Source organism: Ancylobacter terrae (genome assembly GCF_045108345.1).
GTDB lineage: Bacteria > Pseudomonadota > Alphaproteobacteria > Rhizobiales > Xanthobacteraceae > Ancylobacter.
In genome coordinates this window covers 398058-418296 of the sequence record NZ_JBJGXH010000004.1, presented here as the reverse complement: position 1 = coordinate 418296, position 20239 = coordinate 398058, and the positions used below count along the sequence as shown (strand labels likewise).

The 20239-nt window shown below is 69.4% G+C and carries 18 protein-coding genes; 9 read left to right on the top strand and 9 right to left on the bottom strand.

What is annotated here, in order from left to right; translation table 11 throughout:
* Positions 1 to 471, top strand: a 471-nt coding sequence (locus tag ACEUEL_RS20510; RefSeq protein ID WP_405709514.1) for a threonine aldolase family protein, incomplete at its 5' end; no start/stop codon positions are given.
* On the opposite strand, the gene ACEUEL_RS20505 is transcribed toward ACEUEL_RS20510, so the two are convergent.
* The 4 genes from ACEUEL_RS20505 to ACEUEL_RS20490 form a co-directional block, all read right to left on the bottom strand.
* A complete protein-coding gene (locus ACEUEL_RS20505) occupies positions 468 to 1778 on the bottom strand; it encodes an amidase (protein ID WP_405709511.1) in 1311 nt (436 codons plus the stop codon). The genes ACEUEL_RS20510 and ACEUEL_RS20505 overlap by 4 nt on opposite strands.
* Before the next feature lie 357 nt (positions 1779 to 2135).
* Entirely contained in the window at positions 2136 to 5459 is a 3324-nt protein-coding gene (locus tag ACEUEL_RS20500) for an error-prone DNA polymerase (RefSeq protein WP_405709508.1), read from the bottom strand.
* Positions 5456 to 6946 carry a Y-family DNA polymerase gene (locus ACEUEL_RS20495; RefSeq protein WP_405709570.1) on the bottom strand — a complete coding sequence of 497 codons (1491 nt, stop codon included), beginning with the start codon at positions 6944 to 6946 and terminating at the stop codon, positions 5456 to 5458. The genes ACEUEL_RS20500 and ACEUEL_RS20495 overlap by 4 nt, the downstream gene beginning before the upstream one ends.
* Entirely contained in the window at positions 6900 to 7730 is an 831-nt protein-coding gene (locus ACEUEL_RS20490) for an ImuA family protein (RefSeq protein WP_405709506.1), read from the bottom strand. Before ACEUEL_RS20490 ends, ACEUEL_RS20495 begins: the two co-directional genes overlap by 47 nt.
* Positions 7731 to 8081: 351 nt before the next feature.
* Between ACEUEL_RS20490 and ACEUEL_RS20485 the strand changes: the two genes are divergently transcribed.
* The 7 genes from ACEUEL_RS20485 (at position 8082) to ACEUEL_RS20455 (ending at position 14562) form a co-directional block, all read left to right on the top strand.
* On the top strand, positions 8082 to 8915 hold the full coding sequence (locus ACEUEL_RS20485) for a substrate-binding periplasmic protein (RefSeq protein WP_405709504.1): 834 nt from the start codon (positions 8082 to 8084) through the stop codon (positions 8913 to 8915).
* A 78-nt stretch (positions 8916 to 8993) separates the two neighbouring features.
* Complete coding sequence (locus ACEUEL_RS20480) at positions 8994 to 9659, top strand: amino acid ABC transporter permease (protein ID WP_405709502.1); 666 nt, start codon at positions 8994 to 8996, stop codon at positions 9657 to 9659.
* The gene (locus ACEUEL_RS20475) at positions 9656 to 10315 is read left to right on the top strand and encodes an amino acid ABC transporter permease (RefSeq protein ID WP_405709499.1); all 660 of its coding nucleotides are present in this window, start codon (positions 9656 to 9658) and stop codon (positions 10313 to 10315) included. The genes ACEUEL_RS20480 and ACEUEL_RS20475 overlap by 4 nt, the downstream gene beginning before the upstream one ends.
* Entirely contained in the window at positions 10312 to 11088 is a 777-nt protein-coding gene (locus ACEUEL_RS20470; protein WP_405709496.1) for an amino acid ABC transporter ATP-binding protein, read from the top strand. The genes ACEUEL_RS20475 and ACEUEL_RS20470 overlap by 4 nt, the downstream gene beginning before the upstream one ends.
* A 13-nt stretch (positions 11089 to 11101) precedes the next feature.
* Positions 11102 to 11824 (top strand): GntR family transcriptional regulator, encoded by a 723-nt coding sequence (locus tag ACEUEL_RS20465; RefSeq protein WP_405709493.1) that lies wholly within the window; start codon positions 11102 to 11104, stop codon positions 11822 to 11824.
* Between the two features lie 41 nt (positions 11825 to 11865).
* On the top strand, positions 11866 to 13062 hold the full coding sequence (gene uxuA / locus ACEUEL_RS20460) for a mannonate dehydratase (RefSeq protein WP_405709490.1): 1197 nt from the start codon (positions 11866 to 11868) through the stop codon (positions 13060 to 13062).
* Between the two features lie 27 nt (positions 13063 to 13089).
* Positions 13090 to 14562, top strand: coding sequence for a mannitol dehydrogenase family protein (locus ACEUEL_RS20455; protein ID WP_405709487.1), 1473 nt, complete (start codon positions 13090 to 13092; stop codon positions 14560 to 14562).
* Between the two features lie 30 nt (positions 14563 to 14592).
* On the opposite strand, the gene ACEUEL_RS20450 is transcribed toward ACEUEL_RS20455, so the two are convergent.
* Positions 14593 to 15444, bottom strand: coding sequence for a DMT family transporter (locus ACEUEL_RS20450; protein WP_405709484.1), 852 nt, complete (start codon positions 15442 to 15444; stop codon positions 14593 to 14595).
* A gap of 110 nt (positions 15445 to 15554) precedes the next feature.
* Between ACEUEL_RS20450 and ACEUEL_RS20445 the strand changes: the two genes are divergently transcribed.
* On the top strand, positions 15555 to 16952 hold the full coding sequence (locus ACEUEL_RS20445) for an aminotransferase-like domain-containing protein (RefSeq protein WP_405709481.1): 1398 nt from the start codon (positions 15555 to 15557) through the stop codon (positions 16950 to 16952).
* Here ACEUEL_RS20445 and ACEUEL_RS20440 read toward each other — a convergent pair.
* From ACEUEL_RS20440 to ACEUEL_RS20425, 4 genes are all read right to left on the bottom strand, one after another.
* Positions 16949 to 17896, bottom strand: coding sequence for a polysaccharide deacetylase family protein (locus ACEUEL_RS20440; RefSeq protein ID WP_405709478.1), 948 nt, complete (start codon positions 17894 to 17896; stop codon positions 16949 to 16951). The two genes, ACEUEL_RS20445 and ACEUEL_RS20440, sit on opposite strands and share 4 nt — an antisense overlap.
* A 69-nt stretch (positions 17897 to 17965) precedes the next feature.
* On the bottom strand, positions 17966 to 19060 hold the full coding sequence (locus tag ACEUEL_RS20435; RefSeq protein ID WP_405709476.1) for a hypothetical protein: 1095 nt from the start codon (positions 19058 to 19060) through the stop codon (positions 17966 to 17968).
* Between the two features lie 28 nt (positions 19061 to 19088).
* Positions 19089 to 19715 (bottom strand): Isoquinoline 1-oxidoreductase subunit, encoded by a 627-nt coding sequence (locus tag ACEUEL_RS20430; protein ID WP_405709473.1) that lies wholly within the window; start codon positions 19713 to 19715, stop codon positions 19089 to 19091.
* The gene (locus ACEUEL_RS20425; protein WP_405709470.1) at positions 19712 to 20227 is read right to left on the bottom strand and encodes a (2Fe-2S)-binding protein; all 516 of its coding nucleotides are present in this window, start codon (positions 20225 to 20227) and stop codon (positions 19712 to 19714) included. Before ACEUEL_RS20425 ends, ACEUEL_RS20430 begins: the two co-directional genes overlap by 4 nt.
* Positions 20228 to 20239: the final 12 nt, after the last annotated feature.

Sequence of the window (20239 nt, the reverse complement as noted above, 5' to 3'; positions counted from 1 at the left end):
GTCGACGTGCTGTGCTTCGGCGGCACCAAGAACGGCATGGCGGTGGGCGAGGCGGTGATCTTCTTCGACACCGCGCTCGCCGCCGATTTCGACTACCGCTGCAAGCAGGCGGGCCAGCTCGCCTCGAAGATGCGCTTCCTCTCGGCGCCGTGGGTCGGCCTGCTGGAAACCGGCGCCTGGCTCGCCAATGCCCGCCACGCCAATGACTGCGCCACTTGGCTCGCCGCGCAGCTGTCGGGGCTGCCGGGGGTGGAGCTGCTGTTCCCGGTCGAGGCCAACGCCGTCTTCGTCAAGGCTCCGGCCGAGGTGCTGGAGGAATTACGGGCGCGCGGCTGGCGCTTCTACACCTTCATCGGCGGCGGTGCCCGCTTCATGTTCGCCTGGGATGCCGACCCGCAGCGGGTCGACGATCTCGCCGCCGACATCCGAGCGGCGTCCGTGCTCCAGGAGGCGGCAGCCGCGGCACGCTAGAGCAGCGGTTCGATCCGGCGGACGAGGGCGAGCAGGCGCGCATCCTGCCCGCGCGCGGCGGTGAACTGCAGGCCGACCGGCAGCCCGCCCTGCCGGCGGCAGGGGACCGACAGGCTCGGCGCGCCGGTGAGATTGGCGTGGGTGAGGGTGAGGATCTCGTCATCTCCCTCCGCGCTCAGCGCCGGATCGGTATCGGGCGCGACGAAGGGCACGGTCGGGGCGATGATGGCGTCCACTGTGCCGAAGATCGTGTCGAGTTCGTCGGTCCAGCGCGCCTGATGCCGCTTCGCAGCGAGATAGCGAAGCGCCGGCAGGCTCATGCCGGCGCGGATCTGTTCGGCGGTGCCCGGAGCATAGCCGGCGGCGCCGCGCTCGAAGGTCCCGGCGTGCACCAGCGCCGCCTCGGGCAGCAGGATGTCGAGCAGGGCGGCAGCCATGGCCTCGGGAGAGGGCAGGTCGATCGCCACGACCTCCACGCCCGCCCGCTCCAGCCGATGGCGCGCGGCGTCGATGGCGGACCGGACCTCGGGTCGGATGGCGGGGCTCTCCCACTGGCTCGCCGCCACGCCGAGGCGGATCCGCGCGAAGGGCTCGCCGGGCGGACCCATGTCGGGCGCGAGCGCGGCCAGCGCCAGCGTCACATCCTCCGCATTCCGGCCGAGAATGCCGAGGTGATCGAGGCTCGGCGCGAGCGGGTAGACGCCCTGCAATGACAGGAGGCCATGGCTGGGTTTCAGACCGACGATCCCGCAATAGGCCGCCGGCGCGCGGACCGAGCCGCCGGTGTCGGTGCCGAGCGCCAGCGGTACGATGCCCGCCGCCACGGCCGCAGCCGATCCCCCGCTGGACCCGCCGGCGGTGCGGCGGGGATCGCACGGGTTGTTGGTCTGGCCGAAGGCGGGATGGGCGATGCCATAGGCGAATTCCAGCAGGTTGGTCTTGCCGAAGATGATCGCCCCCGCCTGCCGCAGGCGCTGCACGCAGGCGGCGTCCGCGTCGGCGATGAGGGGCGTGAGGGCCTTGGTGGCGCAGGTCGTCGCGATCCCCGCCACATCGATGATGTCCTTGATCGCGAAGGGGATTCCGTGGAGGGGGCCCTTGTCCTCGCCGGCGGCCAGCTCGCGGGTGGCCTGCTCCGCCTGACGCGTCACCTCGGCCGTCATCGGGTCGATGAAGGCGTTGAGGCGGGGTTCCCAGTCCCGCAGCTGATCCATCGCATGCCGGCAGACGTCGATCGGCGTGAAGCGCCCGGCACGGTATCCTTGCCCCAGGGCGTGCACCGACAGGAAGGGTGAGGGAAGGGCCATGTTGTGCGCTCCGGCGGGGTGTCGTCACACCTAGAAGCGGTCTCCCGCGCGAGCAATGAGGACCGCAGTCACCATGACAGCGGTGGCAGGTCGATGCCGGTATCGGTGCCACCGGCAGGAGCAGGCCGGTGACGCGACGAGAAGAGGAGCGGACGGACCGCGGCGACCCCCGCGATGGCTACCGGCACCGCGCTCGAGCACGGCTTCCGTACGCGTGACGACTGCCGGCGTGGAGGGAGAAAACCGCGGGCGGAGCGTACCCGCCTTAAGGAACGGCCCGCGGGCCGTGCATGAGGAACAAAGCAGGGAAGCGGGCCCCTTTCCACGCCGGCGCAGAAGGCGGCGCACGCAGGGCTTTCAATGGAAGTCGCGCGACTTCGGCAGGAGGCGGACCTGACGCGGATGGCCTTGGCGCGGATGGCCCTGGCGCGACTGGCGGCCGGGCAGCCCGCGGCCGTCACCGCGCACGCGCTCATCGACCCCGGGATCGACCTGGGGAGAGGGAAGGGAGCGGGCTCCCGGGTGAACCTCGAACAGGCGGGCGAGCTCGCCGCTCCGGTCGTGGACCCGCTCGGCCATGACATGAACGACGCCCTCCTTGCTCTTCTGCACCCGGCCCTCCACCAGGACGAGGCGCGCGCCCATCACCTGCGCGCGGAAACGCTCGAACAGCCGAGCCCAGATCAGCACGTTGACGATGCCGGTCTCGTCCTCCAGCGTCATGAAGATGGCGTTGCCCTTGCCGGGCCGCTGGCGCACCAGCACGATGCCGGCGGTGCGCACGAAGGTGCCGTCGCGCCCGGCCGCCGTTTCCGCGCTGCTGGCGACGCCCTCCGCCCGGAAGACGGCGCGCAGCATGCCCATCGGGTGACCTTTCAGCGAGAGGCGGGTGGTCTGGTAGTCCACCGCGATCTGCTCGGGCAGGGACATGAGCGGAAGCTGCGCATCCGGTTCGGCGCCGAGTTCGCGCGCTTGCGCCGCCGCGAACAGGGGAAGCGGCGCGTCGTCGGGCAGGCGGCGGACGATCCACGCCGCTTCCCGGCGGTCCAGCCCGAGAGAGCCGAAAGCATCCGCATCCGCCAGCCGTCGCAGCGCCGCGACCGGCAGGCGCGTGCGCATGGACAGCGTCTCGATGTCGGGATAGCCCGCGCCGCGCACCGCCGCGAGGCGCTCCGCCCACACCTGGCCGACTCCGTCGATCTGCCGCAGGCCGATGCGCAGCGCCAGCGCACCGTCCGGCCGACGTTCGAGCGTGTTGTCCCAGAAGCTGTGGTTGATGTCGGCGGGGCGGATCTCGACGCCATGTTCGCGCGCATCCCGGACGATCTGGGCGGGGGCATAGAAGCCCATGGGCTGGGCGTTCAGCAGCGCGCAGGCAAAGGCGGCGGGGTGGCGGCATTTGATGAAGGCGGAGATATAGACCAGCTTGGCGAAGGAGGCGGCGTGGCTTTCCGGGAAACCATATTCGCCGAAGCCCTTGATCTGCTCGAAGCAGCGCGCCGCGAAGGCCGGGTCATAGCCGCGCGCGCTCATGCGCTCGATCAGCAGGGTCTGGAACTCGCCGATCGTGCCCACATTGCGGAAGGTCGCCATCGCCCGGCGCAGCTTGTTGGCCTCGACCTCCGTGAACTCGGCGGCGACCATGGCGAGCTTCATCGCCTGTTCCTGGAACAACGGCACGCCCTTGGTGCGTTCCAGCACGGCGACCAGTTCGTCAGGATCATTCGGCGGCTTCGGCGAGGGATAGGTCACCACCTCGCTGCCCTCGCGCCGGCGCAGATAGGGATGCACCATGTTGCCCTGGATCGGCCCGGGCCGGACGATGGCCACCTGGATCACGAGATCGTAGAGCTTTCGCGGCTTCATCCGCGGCAGCATGTTGATCTGTGCCCGGCTCTCCACCTGGAACACCCCGATGGAGTCGCCCTTGCAAAGCATGTCGTAGACATCGCTCTGCTCCCCCGGCACGTCGGCCAGCGTATAGTCGTGGCCCTCATGCGCCCGGATGAGATCGAACGCCTTGCGGATGCAGGTGAGCATGCCCAGCGCCAGCACGTCGACCTTGAGCAGGCCGAGCGCGTCGATGTCGTCCTTGTTCCATTCGATGAAGGTGCGATCCGCCATCGCCGCCCGGCCCACCGGCACCATCTCGTCGAGCCGGCCTTGCGTGAGCACGAAGCCGCCCACATGCTGCGAGAGGTGACGGGGAAAGCCGAGCAGCCGGTCGGCGAGTTCCACCGCGCGGCGGATCGAGGGATTGGCGGGATCGAGCCCAGCCTGCCCGATCTGGCCCTTGTGCACCATGTCGCCCCAGCTGCCCCAGACGAGGCTCGACAGCCGCGCGGTGACATCCTCGGTCAGGCCGAGCGCCTTGCCGACATCGCGGATGGCGCTGCGCGGGCGGTAGGAGATGACGGTGGCGGCGATGCCCGCGCGATGGCGGCCATAGCGCTCGTAAATGTACTGGATCACCTCCTCGCGCCGCTCATGCTCGAAATCGACGTCGATATCCGGCGGCTCCCGCCGCTCGCGGGAGATGAAGCGGGCGAACAGCAGGTCGCTTTCGTTCGGGTCGACCGCGGTGATGCCGAGCACGTAGCAGACGGCGGAATTGGCCGCCGAGCCACGGCCCTGGCAGAGGATGCCTTTCTTCTCCGCGAAGCTGACGATGTCGCGGATGGTGAGGAAATAGGGCGCGTAGTGCAGCTCGGCGATCAGCGCCAGCTCCGCCTTCAGCTGCCTTTCCACCTTCTCCGGCACGCCGGCGGGATAGCGCATGGCGGCGTGGCGCCAGGTCATGTCCTCCAGCCATGATTCCGCCGTGTGGCCGGGCGGGATCGGCTCCTTCGGGTATTCATAGGTGAGTTCGCTCAGGCAGAAATCGATCCGGTCGAGGAAGTGCCGCGTCTCCTCCACCGCTTCTGGCGCGTCGCGGAACAGCCGGACCATCTCGGCGGGCGGCTTGAGATGGCGCTCGGCATTGGCCTCCAGCCGGCGGCCGGCGGCCTCGATCGTGGTGCCCTCGCGGATGCAGCTGAGCACGTCCTGCAGGTCGCGCTGCGCGGGATGGTGATAGAGCACGTCGTTCATCGCCAGCAGCGGCACCCCGGCCTGCGCGGCCAGGCCTTTCAGCCCCGCCAGCCGCCGGCGGTCGTCGCCCCGTCGCGGCATGTCGGCGCCGAGCCAGAGGGAGCCGGGAGCGGCTTCCGCGAGGCGGGCGAGCGGGGACGCCAGCCCGTCAAGCGCGCGGGGTGGCATGAGGATGAGCGAGAGCCCGCGGGCATCGCCCAGCAGATCCTCGAGGGTGAGGAGGCAGCTTCCCTTGGCGGCGCGCATGTTGCCGACCGTGAGGAGCCGGCACAGCCGCCCCCAGCCGTCGCGATCCTGCGCATGGGCGATCACATCGGGGGTGCCGTCCGCGAAGACGAGCCGCGCGCCCACCGCGAGACGGAAAGGCAGCGGCGCTTCGAGCGTGCCGGTATCCGCCCGCCACGCCTCTTCCGCCTCCTTCAGCGCGGCATACGCCCTTACCACGCCCGCCACGGTATTGCGGTCGGCGATACCGATGCCGGCATGGCCGAGCCGGAGCGCCTGCGCCACCAGATCGCTGGCGTGCGAGGCGCCGCGCAGGAAGGAGAAGTTCGTCGTCACCGCCAGCTCGGCATAGAAGGTCCCGCTCATGGGAAAAGACCATGGACGAACCAGCGCGGGGTGCCGGGCTCGCGTTCATAGAGGCCGAGACGGAACAGCCAGAAGCGGCGCCCCTGATCGTTCTCAACCCGGTAGTAATCCCGCGTCGGCGTGCCGTGGCCCTGCCGCCACCATTCGGTCGCGATCCGCTCCGGCCCTTCGGCATGGACGACCTGATGCACGACGCGTCGCCAGCGGAAGCGCAGGGGCGGACCATCCGGCACTTCCGCCAGCGCCTCGATCGGCTGCGGCGGATCGAACATCGTCAGGGGGCGTGGCAGCCTGTCGTCCGGCGGCGGGCCCGCCGGCGTAATCGGGTCGGCCGCCGGCATGAGATGGGCGGCGCGGTCGGGATGGTGAGTGTCGCGCATCGCGACGCGCAGCACGCGCTCGCGGCCGAGCCGCGCCACCAGCCGGTCGACCAGCGCCGCGACCTCCTCCGCCTCGATGGCACGGCCGTCGAGGCTCACCTGCGCCGGCGCCAATGGTTCCGCGCGCAGGACGGCGAGGCGCACCATGTCGAAGCCGAAGCCGGGATCGAGCGGATCGGCCAGCGCGTCGAGCTTCTCGCGGAACAGCCGGCCGAGGGATGCGGGATCGCGCGAGGGGCGGGCGGTCTCCACCGCGATGCGCCGTACCGCGCCGTCCGCCCGGAAGAACGATGCCTCGAAGGCACGACCGCCCTCGCCACGCGCCTCCAGCATCCGCGCGAGATCCTCGAGCAGCCGGCGAACCGAGCCCTCGATATCCTCGGCGCGGCCGATCGGCTCGGCGAAGCGTCGTTCCGTGAGGCAGGCGGGCAGCGGGCGGCGGGGCACGATGCGCGCATCCTCGCGTCCCAGCGTGCGCCGCAGCCGGGTCAGCAGTTCCTCGCCGAAACGCGCCGCCAGCGGCGTTCCCGGTCGCGCGGCGAGGTCGCCGATGGTCCGGAGCCCGGCCCGGGAAAGCCCGGTCACGGTGGCTTCCGGCAGGTCGAGCGCCGCGATGGGAAGCGGGTCCACGCACTCCGCCTCGCGCCCGGGGGGCACCACGCCGCCCTTGCCGCAGCGGGCGAGGGCGCGCGCTGCCTCCGGCGTACCCGCCACCACGGCGCGCAGCGCCAGCCCGTGGTGCTGCAGATGCTCCATCACCCGCCGGCGCATCGTCGCCTCGCCGCCGAACAGATGCGCGCAGCCGGTGATGTCGAGCACCAGCCCGTCCGCCCCGTCGAGCGCCACCAGCGGGGTCCAGCGGTCGCAATCATCCGCAACCGTTTCGAGAAAGGCGGCATCGGCGCGGGGATCGTGATCGGCGACCGCCAGGTCGGGAATGCGGGCGCGCGCGTCCGCCAGCGTCAGCCCCGGCGCCAGACCGACGGCCTGCGCCCGGGGCGACAGGGCGGCGAGGCGCAGCGCGCCTTTCACCCGCTCGACGAACACCAGCGGCAGCGTCTCATCCGGCACGCTGGAGGGGGCGGACGTCGGCGGGCGCCGGACCATGTGCCGCCGCACCCGGTCGAGCCGGTTGGCCGGCAGGAACGGGAACCACAGCGCGAGATAGCGGGGCGATGTCGCGGAAGGAACGGTTGTCATGGTTCCACTCCAGGCTCCAGGCATGGCCTTGCAGGCCGCCGCGGTGACGCAGCAACTCGGCGGCAAAGGCGGGTGCTCCCGGCGCATCCGCCGCCAGCGGGATGGAGATCGCCGGCCGCACACGCCAGCGCGTCGCGGCGACGCTGGGCGACGGCCGGGCGGCCACGCGGATCAGGAAAAGCGTGACGCCGGAAACGCCTGACCGCAGCGCCAGCCGCCGCGTCGCCGTGAGGTCCAGCACTTTCGGCTCCCCCCAGGGTTCGAGCAGGACCGCCCCCAGCGCCGGACAGCGCACCGCATCTCCCGCCGCGCGCAGCGCCTGTTCCGGATCGTGCGTCCGTACCAGGATGAGCCGCGCCGGATCGAGGCCGAAGCCGCTCAGGCCATGGGCATCGAGCCGCCCCGCTTCCGATTCGAGGAAATCCTGCCGGATCCAGACGATGGGCCGCGCCTCGCCCTGCGCGTGAGACGCCCGCAGCGCCAAGGCCAGCGCAAAGCCGCACGCCGCGGGAATATCGGCTCCCTCGGCGGCATAGACCTCATGCAGGACACCCCGCGCCAGCGTGCCCGCCAGCACGCTGTCGGGCCCCGCCGCGCCCAGGCTGAAGGAGGATGAAGCGCCGGGCAGATGCACCGCCTCCAACCCGGCGAGCATCTGCCTCAGCGCGGAAACGTCATGGGCCGCGTTCATGTGAGTTCTCGTTTTGTTCGACTAAAACGACTCAAACGCGAGAGGGAGTCAAGGGCAGCCTCAGGCCCTCGTCTTCGCGAGGCCGACGGTGCCGCGTCGGGGATAGCCTGCCGCCGCCCCGGACAGTCCGGGGCGAAGGAGTAAATAATTAGTCGGCGAATAAGATGCCGTCAGAACCATCGCGCGCGTTTGCGTGCTGTAGGGCGTGTCGCCTTTTCCGTCGGACGCCAATCCGTTCGGGCGAGGAGGCAGCGTGCCGGCTTGCGGCTTGTCGACTTGTATACTAGGGTACAGATAACAAAAGTTCACGACGTGATGACAGGCAAAGCCGTCATCGAATGGGAGAGGAAAATGCTCGACAGGATATCCCATCTCGCCGGCGTGGCCGTTCTCGGTCTCGGCCTTCTCGCCGGCACGGCCCACGCGCAGGAAGTGCCGGCCCCCGGCGTCAGCCCGCGCATCGATGCCATCAAGAAGTCCGGCCAGTTGCGCGTCGGCGTTCTGTCCAACCCGCCGTGGCTGGTCGAGAACACCACCGGTTCGGGCGACGCCTGGGCCGGTCCCGCCTGGACCCTCGCCAATGAATACGCCAAGCGGCTCGGCGTGAAGCTGGTTCCGGTCAACGTCTCGCACGAGACAAAGGTGCCGGTGCTGGCCGCCAACCAGGTCGATATGACCATCTCGCCGCTCTCGGTCACCAAGGCCCGGCAGCAGGTGGTCGATTTCGTCACCTATTCCAAGACCAGCCTGTGCGTGTTCGGCCGCGCCGACAATCCCAAGGTCGCCAACGCCAAGTCGGTCGATGACTTCAACAGCCCGGACGTCACCATCGCCTACTTCACCGGCGGCGGCGAGGAGAACTGGGTGAAGGAGCGCTTCCCTCAGGCCAAGCTGCGCGGCGTCTCGAGCGCCGGAACCGCCGCTCCCGTCGAGGAGATCATGGCCCGCCGTGCCGATGTCAGTCCGATCAACCGCATCCCGTGGATGGCACTGAACAAGAAGGTGAAGGGCCTCGCCGCGCTGCCGCACGGCAACAATTGCCAGGACAGCACCGAGGCGGCCAATGCGATCGGCCTCGCCATCGATAAGAACCAGCCCGAGTTCCTCGCTTGGCTGAACGCCGTCAGCGAGCCGATGCTGCCGGCGCTTCAGGCCGAAGAGGAGCGCATCGTCTCGACGATGTGACGACCACCGCGCGCCGGACCGGGGCACTCAGCCCGTCTCGGCCGGCTCACCGCCGCCATTTCCGCCGGGCACAACGCCATGGAACTGAATTTCCTTCCCGTCATCGACAGCTGGCGATTCCTGGCCGAAGGTCTCCTGGTCACGGTGATGCTCTCGCTCAGCGTCGCCGCGACCAGCCTGATCGCCGGCACGCTGGTGGCGCTCGGCCGGCGCTATGGCCCGGGATGGTTGCGCACCATCCTTGTCTTCTACATCGACTCGATGCGCGCGATTCCCGTGCTGGTCGTGCTGGTGTGGTTCTACTTCGCCTTCCCGATCGCCACCGGCATCAACCTGCCGCCGTTTTTCTCGGCGCTGGTCGCGCTGTCGCTGAATCTCACGGCCTATGTGGCGGAGATCGTTCGCGCGGGCATCGAGTCGGTGCGCCCGGGTCAGGTGCGCGCGGGTCTCGCGCTCGGCATGTCGGGACCGCAGATCGTGCGCCAGATCGTGCTGCCGCAGGCGCTGGTGCGCATGCTGCCCGCGCTCGGCAACATGCTGACCCTCGCGGTGAAGGATACCGCCATCGCCACTGTCATCGCCGTCCCGGAACTGATGCGGCGCGCCGATGCCGTGGCCGGCCAGTCCTACGCCCCCGTCGAAGTCTTCACGACCGCCATGTTCCTGTATTTCATCATTCTTTTTCCGATCACCCGCGGTGTCGACCTGCTCTATCGCCGCATCGGCTTCCTGGGGCGGTCATGAACCTCGATTGGTCGATCGTCCCCGCCAGCGCCGGCGCCCTGTTCCAGGGTGCGCTGATCACCATCCTGCTCACCGTGCTCACCATGCTGATCGCGGTGCCCTGCGGCATCGCCGTCGCCATGATGCGGGAATCGAGCATCCGGCCCGTCGCGTTCCTCGCCACCTGCTTCGTCGAGCTGTTCCGCAACCTGCCGATCATCCTCGTCGTCTACTGGGCGTTCTATGTGATGCCGATGGTGTTCGACATCGCCTTCTCGCCCTTCGTCACTGGCCTCGTGGCGCTGTGTCTCAACAACACCGCCTATAATTCGGAGACCTTCCGTTCGGGCATTCGCTCGATCCGCAAGGGCCAGACCGAAGCGGCGCTCGCCATGGGCATGAGCGAGGGGCAGGCCTTCCGCCAGGTGGTTCTGCCGCAGGCCATGCGCCGCGTGCTGCCGGTGCTCGCCACCACGTGGGTGGCGCTGTTCAAGGACACGTCCCTGGTCTCGGTCATCGCGGTCGGCGATCTCGCCCACACCGCCATGCAGATTCGCTCGCAATCCTTCCGGGTCATCGAGATGCTCACCGCCATGGCGGCGATCTACTGGCTGCTGGGCTATCCGCAGGCCAAGCTCGCGGACTGGATTCACAAGAAGTTCGGGGTCACGGAATGACGCTCGCCGCCGCTCAATCGACCGCCTCCGCTCCGGCGACGGTTCTCCACTATCGCGACGTCCGCAAGCTCTACGGCGATTTCGTCGCGCTCTCGGGCGTCTCGATGGAGGTCCGGCGCGGGCAGGTGGTCTGCCTCATCGGTCCCTCCGGTTCGGGTAAGTCCACCCTGCTGCGCTGTACCAACGCGCTGGAGACCATCGACGGCGGCTCCATCTTGTTCGACGGCGTGCCGCTGCCCACCGACAAGGCGGCGATCCGCAAGGTGCGCCAGCGCATGGGCATGGTGTTCCAGAACTTCGAGCTGTTCCCGCACAAGACGGCGATCGAGAACGTCATGATGGGGCCGATGACCGTGCTCGGCCTGTCCGAGAGCGAAGCCCGCGCCCGCGCGCAGGCCCTTCTGGTGAAGGTCGGCCTCGCCGACAAGGCCGCGAATTACCCCGCCAACCTCTCCGGTGGCCAGCAGCAGCGTGTCGCCATCGCCCGCGCGCTGGCGATGGAACCCGAGGTGATGCTGTTCGACGAGCCGACCTCGGCGCTCGACCCCGAGACCATCGGCGAGGTGCTGAACGTGATGAAGGCGCTGGCCGATGACGGCATGACCATGGTGGTGGTCACCCATGAGATGACCTTCGCCCGGCGCGTGGCCGACCATGTCGTGGTATTCGAGCGCGGCGCGATCATCGAGCAGGGGCCCCCGCAGCAGATCTTCGACGCGCCGCTCGCCGCCCGAACCCGTGACTTCCTCGGCCATCTCGGCTGGGACGCCTGACCGGAGCTTGCCGATGCCGATCGATGCCGCGCTCCAGCCGGCCATCCCTGCGAGGGAGGTCGCACGTCGGGTGACGCCGCCGCTGAGCGTGGGGGCGATCTATGACGAGATCCGCAACGATATCGTCATCCTGAAGCTGCCGCCCGGCACGCGGGTCTCTGAGAACGAGCTGGGGCGCCGCTTCGGCACCAGCCGCACCCCGGTGCGCGAGGCGCTGCTGCGGCTGGTGGACGAAGGACTGGTGGAGGTGTGGCCGCAGCGCGGCACTTTCATCACCCGCATCTCGCTGTCGGCGGTGCGCCGGGCGCGCTTCGTGCGCGAGGCGATGGAGGTGGCGATCCTGCGCCGCGCCGCCGAGACCGGTCTTTCGCCGGCGACCTTGCAGCGGATCGAGGAGGCACTCGCCGATCAGGAGACGGCACGCGGCGACCCGCCGCGCTTCACCCGGGCGGACGATGCGTTCCACCGCGCCTTCGCCGAAGGCATCGATGTCGGCAGCATCTGGTCGGTGCTGGAACGGGAAAAGGCGCAGTTCGACCGGCTGCGTTTCCTCAGCCTGCCGAACGTCACGCCGGTCGACACGCTGATCGCGCAGCACAGGGCGATGCTCGACGCCGTCCGGGCGGGTGACGTTGCCGGCGCCGAGCGCGCCACGCGCGAGCACCTGTCCGAGGTGCTGAAGGTGGCCGACGAACTGGCGGCCAAGCACGCCGAACTGATTGTCAACGATCTTTGACCGGCTCGACACGAGCCGGTTTCGCGAGGGAGTATCGCGCCATGGAGCAGACTTGGCGTTGGTGGGGACCGAACGACGTCATCCGCCTCAATCATGTCGCGCAGACGGGCGCCACCGGTATCGTCAACGCGCTGCATGAAGTGCCGGCCGGCGACGTCTGGACGCGCGAGGCGGTCGACGCGCGCCGGCGCCTCATCGAGGCGGACCCCGCCCTCGGGCTGCGCTGGAGCGTGGTCGAGAGCCTGCCGGTCGCCGAGCCGATCAAGATCGGCGAGGGCGATCTCGAACCGCTCTTCGCGAACTACCGCGCCTCGCTGCGCCACCTCGGCGCGGCGGGTGTCCGCACCGTCTGCTACAATTTCATGCCGGTGCTCGACTGGACCCGGACCGAGCTGCGCCACCCGCTGCCGGGCGGGGGAAATGCCCTGCGCTTCAACGCCGACGAGTTTGCGGCCTTCGACGTCTTCATGCTGGAACGACCCGGTGCCGAGGCGGATCACGACCCGGATGTTCTGGCCGCGGCAAAGGTGTGGTTCGAGCGCTCCAGCGCGGCGGACCGCGACCAGCTCCTGGCCAGCATCATGGCCGGCCTGCCGGGGGCCTTCGACCGCTACGACCTGCCCGGCCTGCGCAGGATTCTCGCCCGCTTCGGGGACGTTTCCGCGGAGCGCCTGCGCGCCAATCTCGAGCGCTTCCTCGATGCCGTGATCCCGGCGGCCGAGGAGGCCGGGATCAACATGTGCATCCATCCCGACGATCCCCCGCGCCCGCTGCTCGGCCTGCCGCGTATCGTGAGCTCGGAGGAGGATCTCGCCGCGATCCTCGCGCTCAATCCCTCGCGCGCCAACGGCATCACCCTGTGCACCGGCTCGCTCGGCGCGCGGCCGGGCAACGATCTCGTGCGCATCGCCGAGCGTTTCGCCGACCGCATCCATTTCCTGCATCTCCGCAATGTCGAGAAATATCCCGACGGCTCGTTCATGGAGGCCGACCATCTGGGCGGCGACGTCGACATGGTCGGCGTCGTGCGGGCGATGCTCCGCGAGCAGCATCGTCGCCGCGAGGCGGGGATCGCGGATTGGCGCATCCCGTTCCGGCCGGATCACGGCCATGAACTGCTCGACGATGTCGGCAAGCCGACCCATCCCGGCTATCCGGCGATCGGCCGCCTGCGGGGCCTTGCCGAAATCCGCGGCGTGATGATCGCCCTTGCCCAGACCGACGGCCTGCCGGTCTGATCGCCACCCGTTCGGAAAGCCTGCGCCATGACGCGTCTCTCGCGGTCCACGCTCGACCGGCTGCCGGCGGATGTCGCGCGCCCCCGCTATGACCGATCCGGCCAGCAGGTCGGCATCGTCCATCTCGGTATCGGCGCGTTCCAGCGTGCCCACCAGGCGGCCTATGTCGACGATCGCCTCGCCGCCGGCGAGCGGGACTGGATGGTTCTCGGCGCGAGTTTGCGCTCCGCCGAGACACGCGATGCGTTGATGCCGCAGGACGGCCTCTACTCGGTGGTGGTTCGCTCCGGCGACGACAACGCGGTTCGGGTCATCGGCGCCGTGCGCGACGTGCTGGTGGTGCCGGAGGGTCCGGAGCCGCTTCTGGCGGCGATGGCCAGCCCGCATGTGCGCATCGTCTCGCTCACGGTGACGGAGAAGGGCTACTGCCACGATCCGGCCAGCGGCGCCCTGCGCGAAGATCACCCCGACATCCGCCGCGATCTGGCCGATCCCGCGCGGCCGCACACGGCGCCCGGCCTGATCGTCGAGGCACTGCGCCGCCGCCGGGCAGCGGGCGTGGCGCCCTTCACCGTGCTGAGCTGCGACAACCTCTCGAGCAACGGCGCGATCACGCGCGGCATCGTGAGCCGCTTCGCAGCGCTGCGCGACGCCGATCTCGGCCGCTTCGTCGCCGGCGAGGTTGCCTTCCCCGCCACCATGGTCGACCGCATCACGCCGGCGACCACGGAGGCCGACCGCGCGATGGTGGCAGACCGCCTTTGGGTAGCCGATGCGTGGCCGGTGATCACCGAGCCCTTCAGCCAGTGGGTGATCGAAGACTGTTTCCCCACCGGCCGCCCCCGCTTCGAGGAAGCCGGTGCGGAGCTGGTGAGCGATGTCGAGCCGTATGAGGCGATGAAGCTGCGCCTGCTCAACGGCGCGCACTCGCTGATCGCCTATCTCGGCTATCTCGCCGGCCATGAGACCGTCGCGGACACCATCGCGCAACCCGCCTTTGCGCGGCTCGTTCGCGCCTTCATGGACGCGGAGGTGACGCCGACGCTGCACCGTCCGCCCGGCGCCGATCTCGACGGCTACAAGGCGCAGCTGCTCGCGCGCTTCGCCAATACGGCGCTGAAGCACCGGACGCTGCAGATCGCGATGGACGGTTCGCAGAAGCTGCCGCCGCGCCTGCTCGGAACCGTGCGCGACCGCCTGCGCGTCGGGGCGCCGATCGATCGGCTGGCGCTGGTCGTCGCGGGCTGGATGCGCTTCGTCAGCGGACGGGACGAGGCGGGACGTGCCGTCGAATTGCGCGACCCCATGGCCGCGCGCCTGCGCGAGATTGCCGATGAAGCCGGCCCAGACGCGACGCGGCTCGCACGCGCCCTGTTCGGCATTGGCGAGATTTTCGGCGACGATTTGCCCGCCGATCCGCGCTTCACCTCGCGGGTCGAACGGGCGCTGGAATCGTTGTTCGAGCGGGGCGCCGCCCGTACGGTGGAGGCGCATGGCTGATCGCCGGACCGGCGGCTGATTGCGCGCGGTTCACGCGAAACGCTTGGCGCCCGCGACGCACAGCACGACCAGCCCCGTCGCGGCGATCATGCTCCACGACACCGGCTCGCCGATCAGAAGCCCTGCGAGCGCGAGGCCGAAGAACGGTTGAAGCAGCTGAAGCTGTCCGACCGCCGCAATGCCGCCGAGGGCGAGCCCGCGATACCAGAAGACGAAGCCGATCAGCATGCTGAATACGGAAACATAGGCGAGCCCGGCCCAGGCTGGCCCGCTGACCGGTGCCAGCGTGTCGGGCCGTGTCGCTGCCGCGATCGCCAGCATCAAGGGAAGTGCCAGCAGCAGGGCCCAGGAGATGACCTGCCAGCCGCCGAGGCGGCGCGACAGCCTTGCCCCCTCGGCATAGCCGATTCCGCACAGCAGGACCGCGCCGACCATGCAGAGGTCGCCTGCCGCGGACGTGGGAATGCCATTGCCGAGCGCAAAACCGGCGACGGTCGCCGCCCCGATGACGGAGAACAGCCAGAAAGCCGGCTTCGGCCGCTCGCCGCCGCGCAGCACGCCGAACAGCGCTGTCGCCAGCGGCAGCAGGCCGATGAAGACGATGGAGCGGGCCGCGGTGATGTGTTCGAGCGCGAAGGCGGTGAGCAGCGGAAAGCCGATCACCACCCCGGCGGCCACGACGGCCAACGGCCCGACATCGGTCGCGGCGGGGCGCTTCTGGGGAATCAGCAGCAGCAGGCAAGCCCCGAGCAGGGCCGCGATGACCGCACGCGCCGAGGTGAGGAAAAGCGGCGTGAAGCCGGCGACGGCAAGCCGGGTCGCCGGCAGCGACCCGCTGAAGATGATGACCCCGATCAGGCCGCTCCACCAGCCGCGTGCCACGATGTCCTCCCTCGATTTCACTCATGCGATACACGCGGCCGACTGGCGGCAACAGCCACGCTTGCGTAGGCTGGAACCGAACAGTGGGGCCATACGGAGCCGTACAGTTGATGGCGAATGGGCTCTCCGGCGCGCCGATGCCGGGCCGCACCGAGATGGTGATGCAGACGATCCGTCGCATGATCGCCAGCCATGCGCTCGCGCCCGGCGACAGGCTGCCTTCCATCCGCAAGCTGGCGCGCGAGAAAGGCGTTTCGCCGTCGACCGTGGTCGAAGCCTATAATCGCCTTGCCGCCGAAGGACTGATCCGCCCGCGGCCGGGCTCGGGTTTTTATGTGATGGCCTGCCTCGCGCCGGCGGGCGGAAGCGAAGCCGACGCGCCGACCGATCGCGCCGTCGACCCCTTCTGGGTGTCGCGGCAGTCGCTGGACGCCGGGCGGGAGATGCGCCGGCCCGGCTGCGGCTGGCTACCGCCGGACTGGATGCCGCTTGCCGCGATCCGGCGCGCGATGCGGGCGGCCGCGAAGACGGATGACGCAACCCTGGTGGAGTACGGCTCGACGCGCGGCTCGCTGGCATTACGCCGTCTGCTGGCGCGTCAGTTCGCAGCGGAAGGTATCGACGCCGGCGCCGACCAGATCTTGCTGACGAGTTCCGGTACGCAGGCGATCGATCTGATTTGCCGCCACGTGCTGCGTCCGGGCGATGCGGTGCTGGTCGACGACCCCTGCTACTTCAATTTCCGGGCGCTGCTGCAGGCGCATGCGGCACGGATCGTCGGCGTGCCCTACACCCCGGCCGGTCCCGACATGGCCGCGTTCGAGGAGGCGCTGGCGATCCATCGGCCGCGCCTCTACCTGACGAACTCCGCGCTGCACAACCCGACCGGGGCAACCCTGTCGCCCAGCATTGCACATCGCCTGCTTGCAGCGGCGACGGCCCATGATATCACCATCGTCGAGGACGAGATCTTCACTGATTTCGAGCCGGAACGGTCGGTCCGTCTCGCCGCGCTCGATGGCCTGAACCGGGTGATACGCATCGGCAGTTTCTCGAAGACCCTCTCGGCGTCGATACGATGCGGGTACATCGCGGCGCGCCCCGAGCTTGCCGAGGCGCTCATCGACCTTCAGCTCGCAACGGGATTCGGGGGCCCGAGCCCCCTCGCCGCCGAACTGGTCTTCCGCACCCTCAGCGACGGCAGCTACTACCGGCACCTGGGCAGCCTGCGCGCTCGGCTGGCCAGGCGGCGGCGTGAAGTGACGGCAGACCTCGCCCAGATCGACGTGCATCTGTGGACGCCCCCGCGCGGCGGGTTCTATCTCTGGTGCCGGCTGCCGCGCGCCAGCGATGCGTCCGAGGTGGCCAAGCGTGCGGTACAGGAGGGGATCATCCTGGCGCCGGGCAACGTCTTCAGTGTCGCCCAGACGGCGACCGACTTCATGCGGTTCAACGTGACCCAGATGAGCCCCGACGTCGCGACGTTCCTGAGGCGGACGCTGGCCTAGCGCTCTCCGGCGGCCTTCACCACGGACTCGACATCGGTGAGCCAGACGAGCGGGTTCGCCTTCAGCGTCTCGAGCACCCGCCGCAGCGCCGCAGCGCCCGCCGGGGTGCCGACCACGAAGGGGTGGATGCCGATGGCGACCACGCTCGCCGGGCGCGAGGGGTCGGCCGCCGCCTCGCGCGCCAACTCGCCGACATAGTCGGTCCACAGCCGGGCCAGGTCGTCCGCCTCCTTGAAGCGGGACAGATACTGGCCCATGTCCACGACGCTGGGCGGATAGGGGACCAGCAGCAGGGGCCGGGGCGTGGTGGCGAGGCGCGAGAGCACGTCGGAATCCATGCCGTCGAGCGTATAGCGGATGCCCTCGGCGGCGCTCGCCTCGAACGTGGCGGCATCGGGATAGACGCTCGGGCTCGACCAGCCGGTGGAGCGCACGCCGGTATCCGCCTCGATCATGTCGAGCGTCTTGCGGATATAGGCGCGCTGGGCAGCCGGGCCTTCCGTGAGTGGCAGCAGCGCCGTCGCGTTGTTGAGGCCATGCGCGACGATGGGAGCCGCCGGGACCAGGCTGCGAAGTGTGGTCCAGACCTCTGGACGCGCCTTGGGGAACTCGGCATTGAGCGCGAGGCTGAGGGGTACGTCCGTCTCACGGAACAGGCGGCCCACGCGCGGCAGACCGAAATTGACGGCGTATTCGCGAAAACCCTCGTCGACGAGGTCGGGCTCGCGGCCGGCCATGTCGGGCCGGAAATTGGGGCCATGACCATGACCCCACACCTCCACATAGAGAACGAAGGCGACGGCGACCTTGCGCCCGCCGGGCCATGTGGCCACGGGAACGTCCTCACGCGGCAGGCCGGTGATCCAGTCGGTCCCGCCCGCCCGGGCCGGCGGGGCGTGAGCCAGCAGGAGAGCGGCGACGCAAGCCAGAGCCAAGGCGCGCATGGGACACCCCGTAACCGTCGATCAGCCGCCGGGGCACGACGCTGCTGCCGGCCCCGGATGTCGCGTGCGTCAGAGCAGGTCGTCGAGCGAGGCCGGCCCGGATCCGCCGGAAATCAGCGCCGGCCACTGGTTGGACCCGAAGGGCACCTGCGGCGGCAGGAATGGCTCCTGCCCGCGCGCTTTCATGCCGGCGATGATCGCCTTGCGGGCGTCGCCTCCCATGAGCTCGTAGTCCATGAGGCGGTAATTGTTGAAGAACAGGCCACCGACCGAGCGGTCGGAGATGATGCGCACCACGCCCGTCAGCATGTCATCCGGCGTCGTGGTAAAGGACACCGTCTCGATCAGGAACAGCCGGTCGTTGATCGCCTTGGGCCCGAAATACTGGGCGAGCACGCTGAACAGCACGTTGTTCTGGCGGGCGACATAGATGGTGTTGCTGGCGCCATAGGCCGTGTCGAAGCTGCCGCCGAGCTGCTTCTTCCAGTCGTCGAGCACGCCCATCCAGTGGTTCACCTGCGTCTCGGCCGCCCAGGCGATGGCCTTGCGCAGCACCGGCGCCTGCGTCTTGCCGAAGCCCTGCACCGCGGCGAGGCTGATGACGCCCTTCGACAGGCAGTCTTCCATGAAGGCAATGTTGTTCTGCAGGATGACACGCGAATTGGCCCGCCAGTCGTCCGGCATCTCGGCGACGTCGATACCGTCGAGGGCGCTCTTCATCTCGGTGAGATAGGCCCGCATGGGGGCGACCCAGGAGGTGTCGCCCGGATTGTCCACATAGGGCAGCACTACCTCCGAAATCGCCATGGAGCTGTGGCCGAGCGATTTCATCACCTGGTAGGACTTCGGCACCGAGGGCGCCTCGAGCGGGGGCTGGCCGGGCCGGTAGAGGATCATCCGTCCGCCCGCGCCCGAGAACAGGGCGAGGATCACCGGGTGCTGATCGAGAATGTTCTTGCGGAACACCTTTCCGGCATTCTCGTACAGCGCGAACATGGAGACGTTGAGCTGGAGCACGTTGCGGGTGGCGAGGTCCGCGGCGCTCGAGGTCTGCGGCGGCCCGGAGATCGGCTTGAGATAGTCGGGCAGTTCGGCCGCCCGTGACGGAGCTGGCAGGCCCGCGACCAGCGCCGCGGCCATCAGCCCGAAGAATGCCGATTTCATCCAACCCTCCCTGATTGTCCCGTCTTTGTCATTTCGGGCAGGCACCACCCGTGGCGACCCATGCCTCGACGAGCGCTTTCGCCTGTTTCTGGCTGCCGGGCGCGGGCGTGCGCCCGCCTCCCGGATGCCAGGCCCACCCCACCAGCGTGTCGTCGCCGATATGGGCGATGAGATCGGTCAGCGCGCGTCCGCCATTGCGGGCGGGATCGCTGATCTGGGCGCAGATCTGCGCCGGCGTCTTGCCCTCCCAGGCCATCTCCGCCGGGGCGAGGTGCCAGAGCGGATGGCCGGGCATGCCGGCCGGCTCGAAATTGTCCGGGCCGTGGCAGGTCGAGCAGCGCAGGCTCGGCGTGCCGAAGCCATCCGCGCCGCGAAACACCGGCGGCTGATGCAGCCGCGCACCATCACCCTGGCGCGGGCGGTCGGTGGCCGGGTGGCAGTTGGTGCAGCGCGGGTGCGTCAGCACCTTGCTCAGCTCGGTGAAATAGGCCGCCGAGCGCTGCGCCGGATCGGGAATGCCGTTGAACGTCTCGGGGGAGGCCAGCGACCCGTTGCCGGCCGCGACGGCGATGCCCGCCACGGCGATGACGCTGGCGAGCGCCGCGGCGAGGACCCGCGACCCGCGGCTGAACATATCGGCGCGGTCCCCGCTCATGTCAGGAACCGGGCGGGATCGGCGAGCACCACGTCGCGCACCGCCTCATGGTATTTCACATAGCCCGAGCAGCGGCAGATGTGGCCGTCGAGCGCCTCCGAGATCGTCCCTTCAAGCTCCGCGCGCGGGATCGGCGTCCGCTCCAGCCGCTCCAGCAAGACCTGCCCCTCGTTCAGGAATCCGGAGGTGCAGTAGCCGCACTGGAAAGCGAAATGGGTGATGAAGCTCTGTTGCAGCGGCGTCAGCCGTCCGTCCTTCGCGTGCCCTTCCACCGTGCGCACCTTCTGCCGGTCGAACGCTGTGGCGGGGACGATGCAGGTCGGCGTGGTGGAGCTCGTCCCGTCGGGGTGGTCGACGATGATCGCGCAGCTCAGGCACTGGGCGGCGCCGCAGCCGAACTTGGTGCCGGTCATGCCCAGCACCTCCCGCAGCAGATCGTTCATCGTCAGGTCCTCGCGGACCTCGATGGGGCCGTGGGCCCTGCCGTTGATGGACAGCGTTATGGCGGGCATGGAGAACTCACC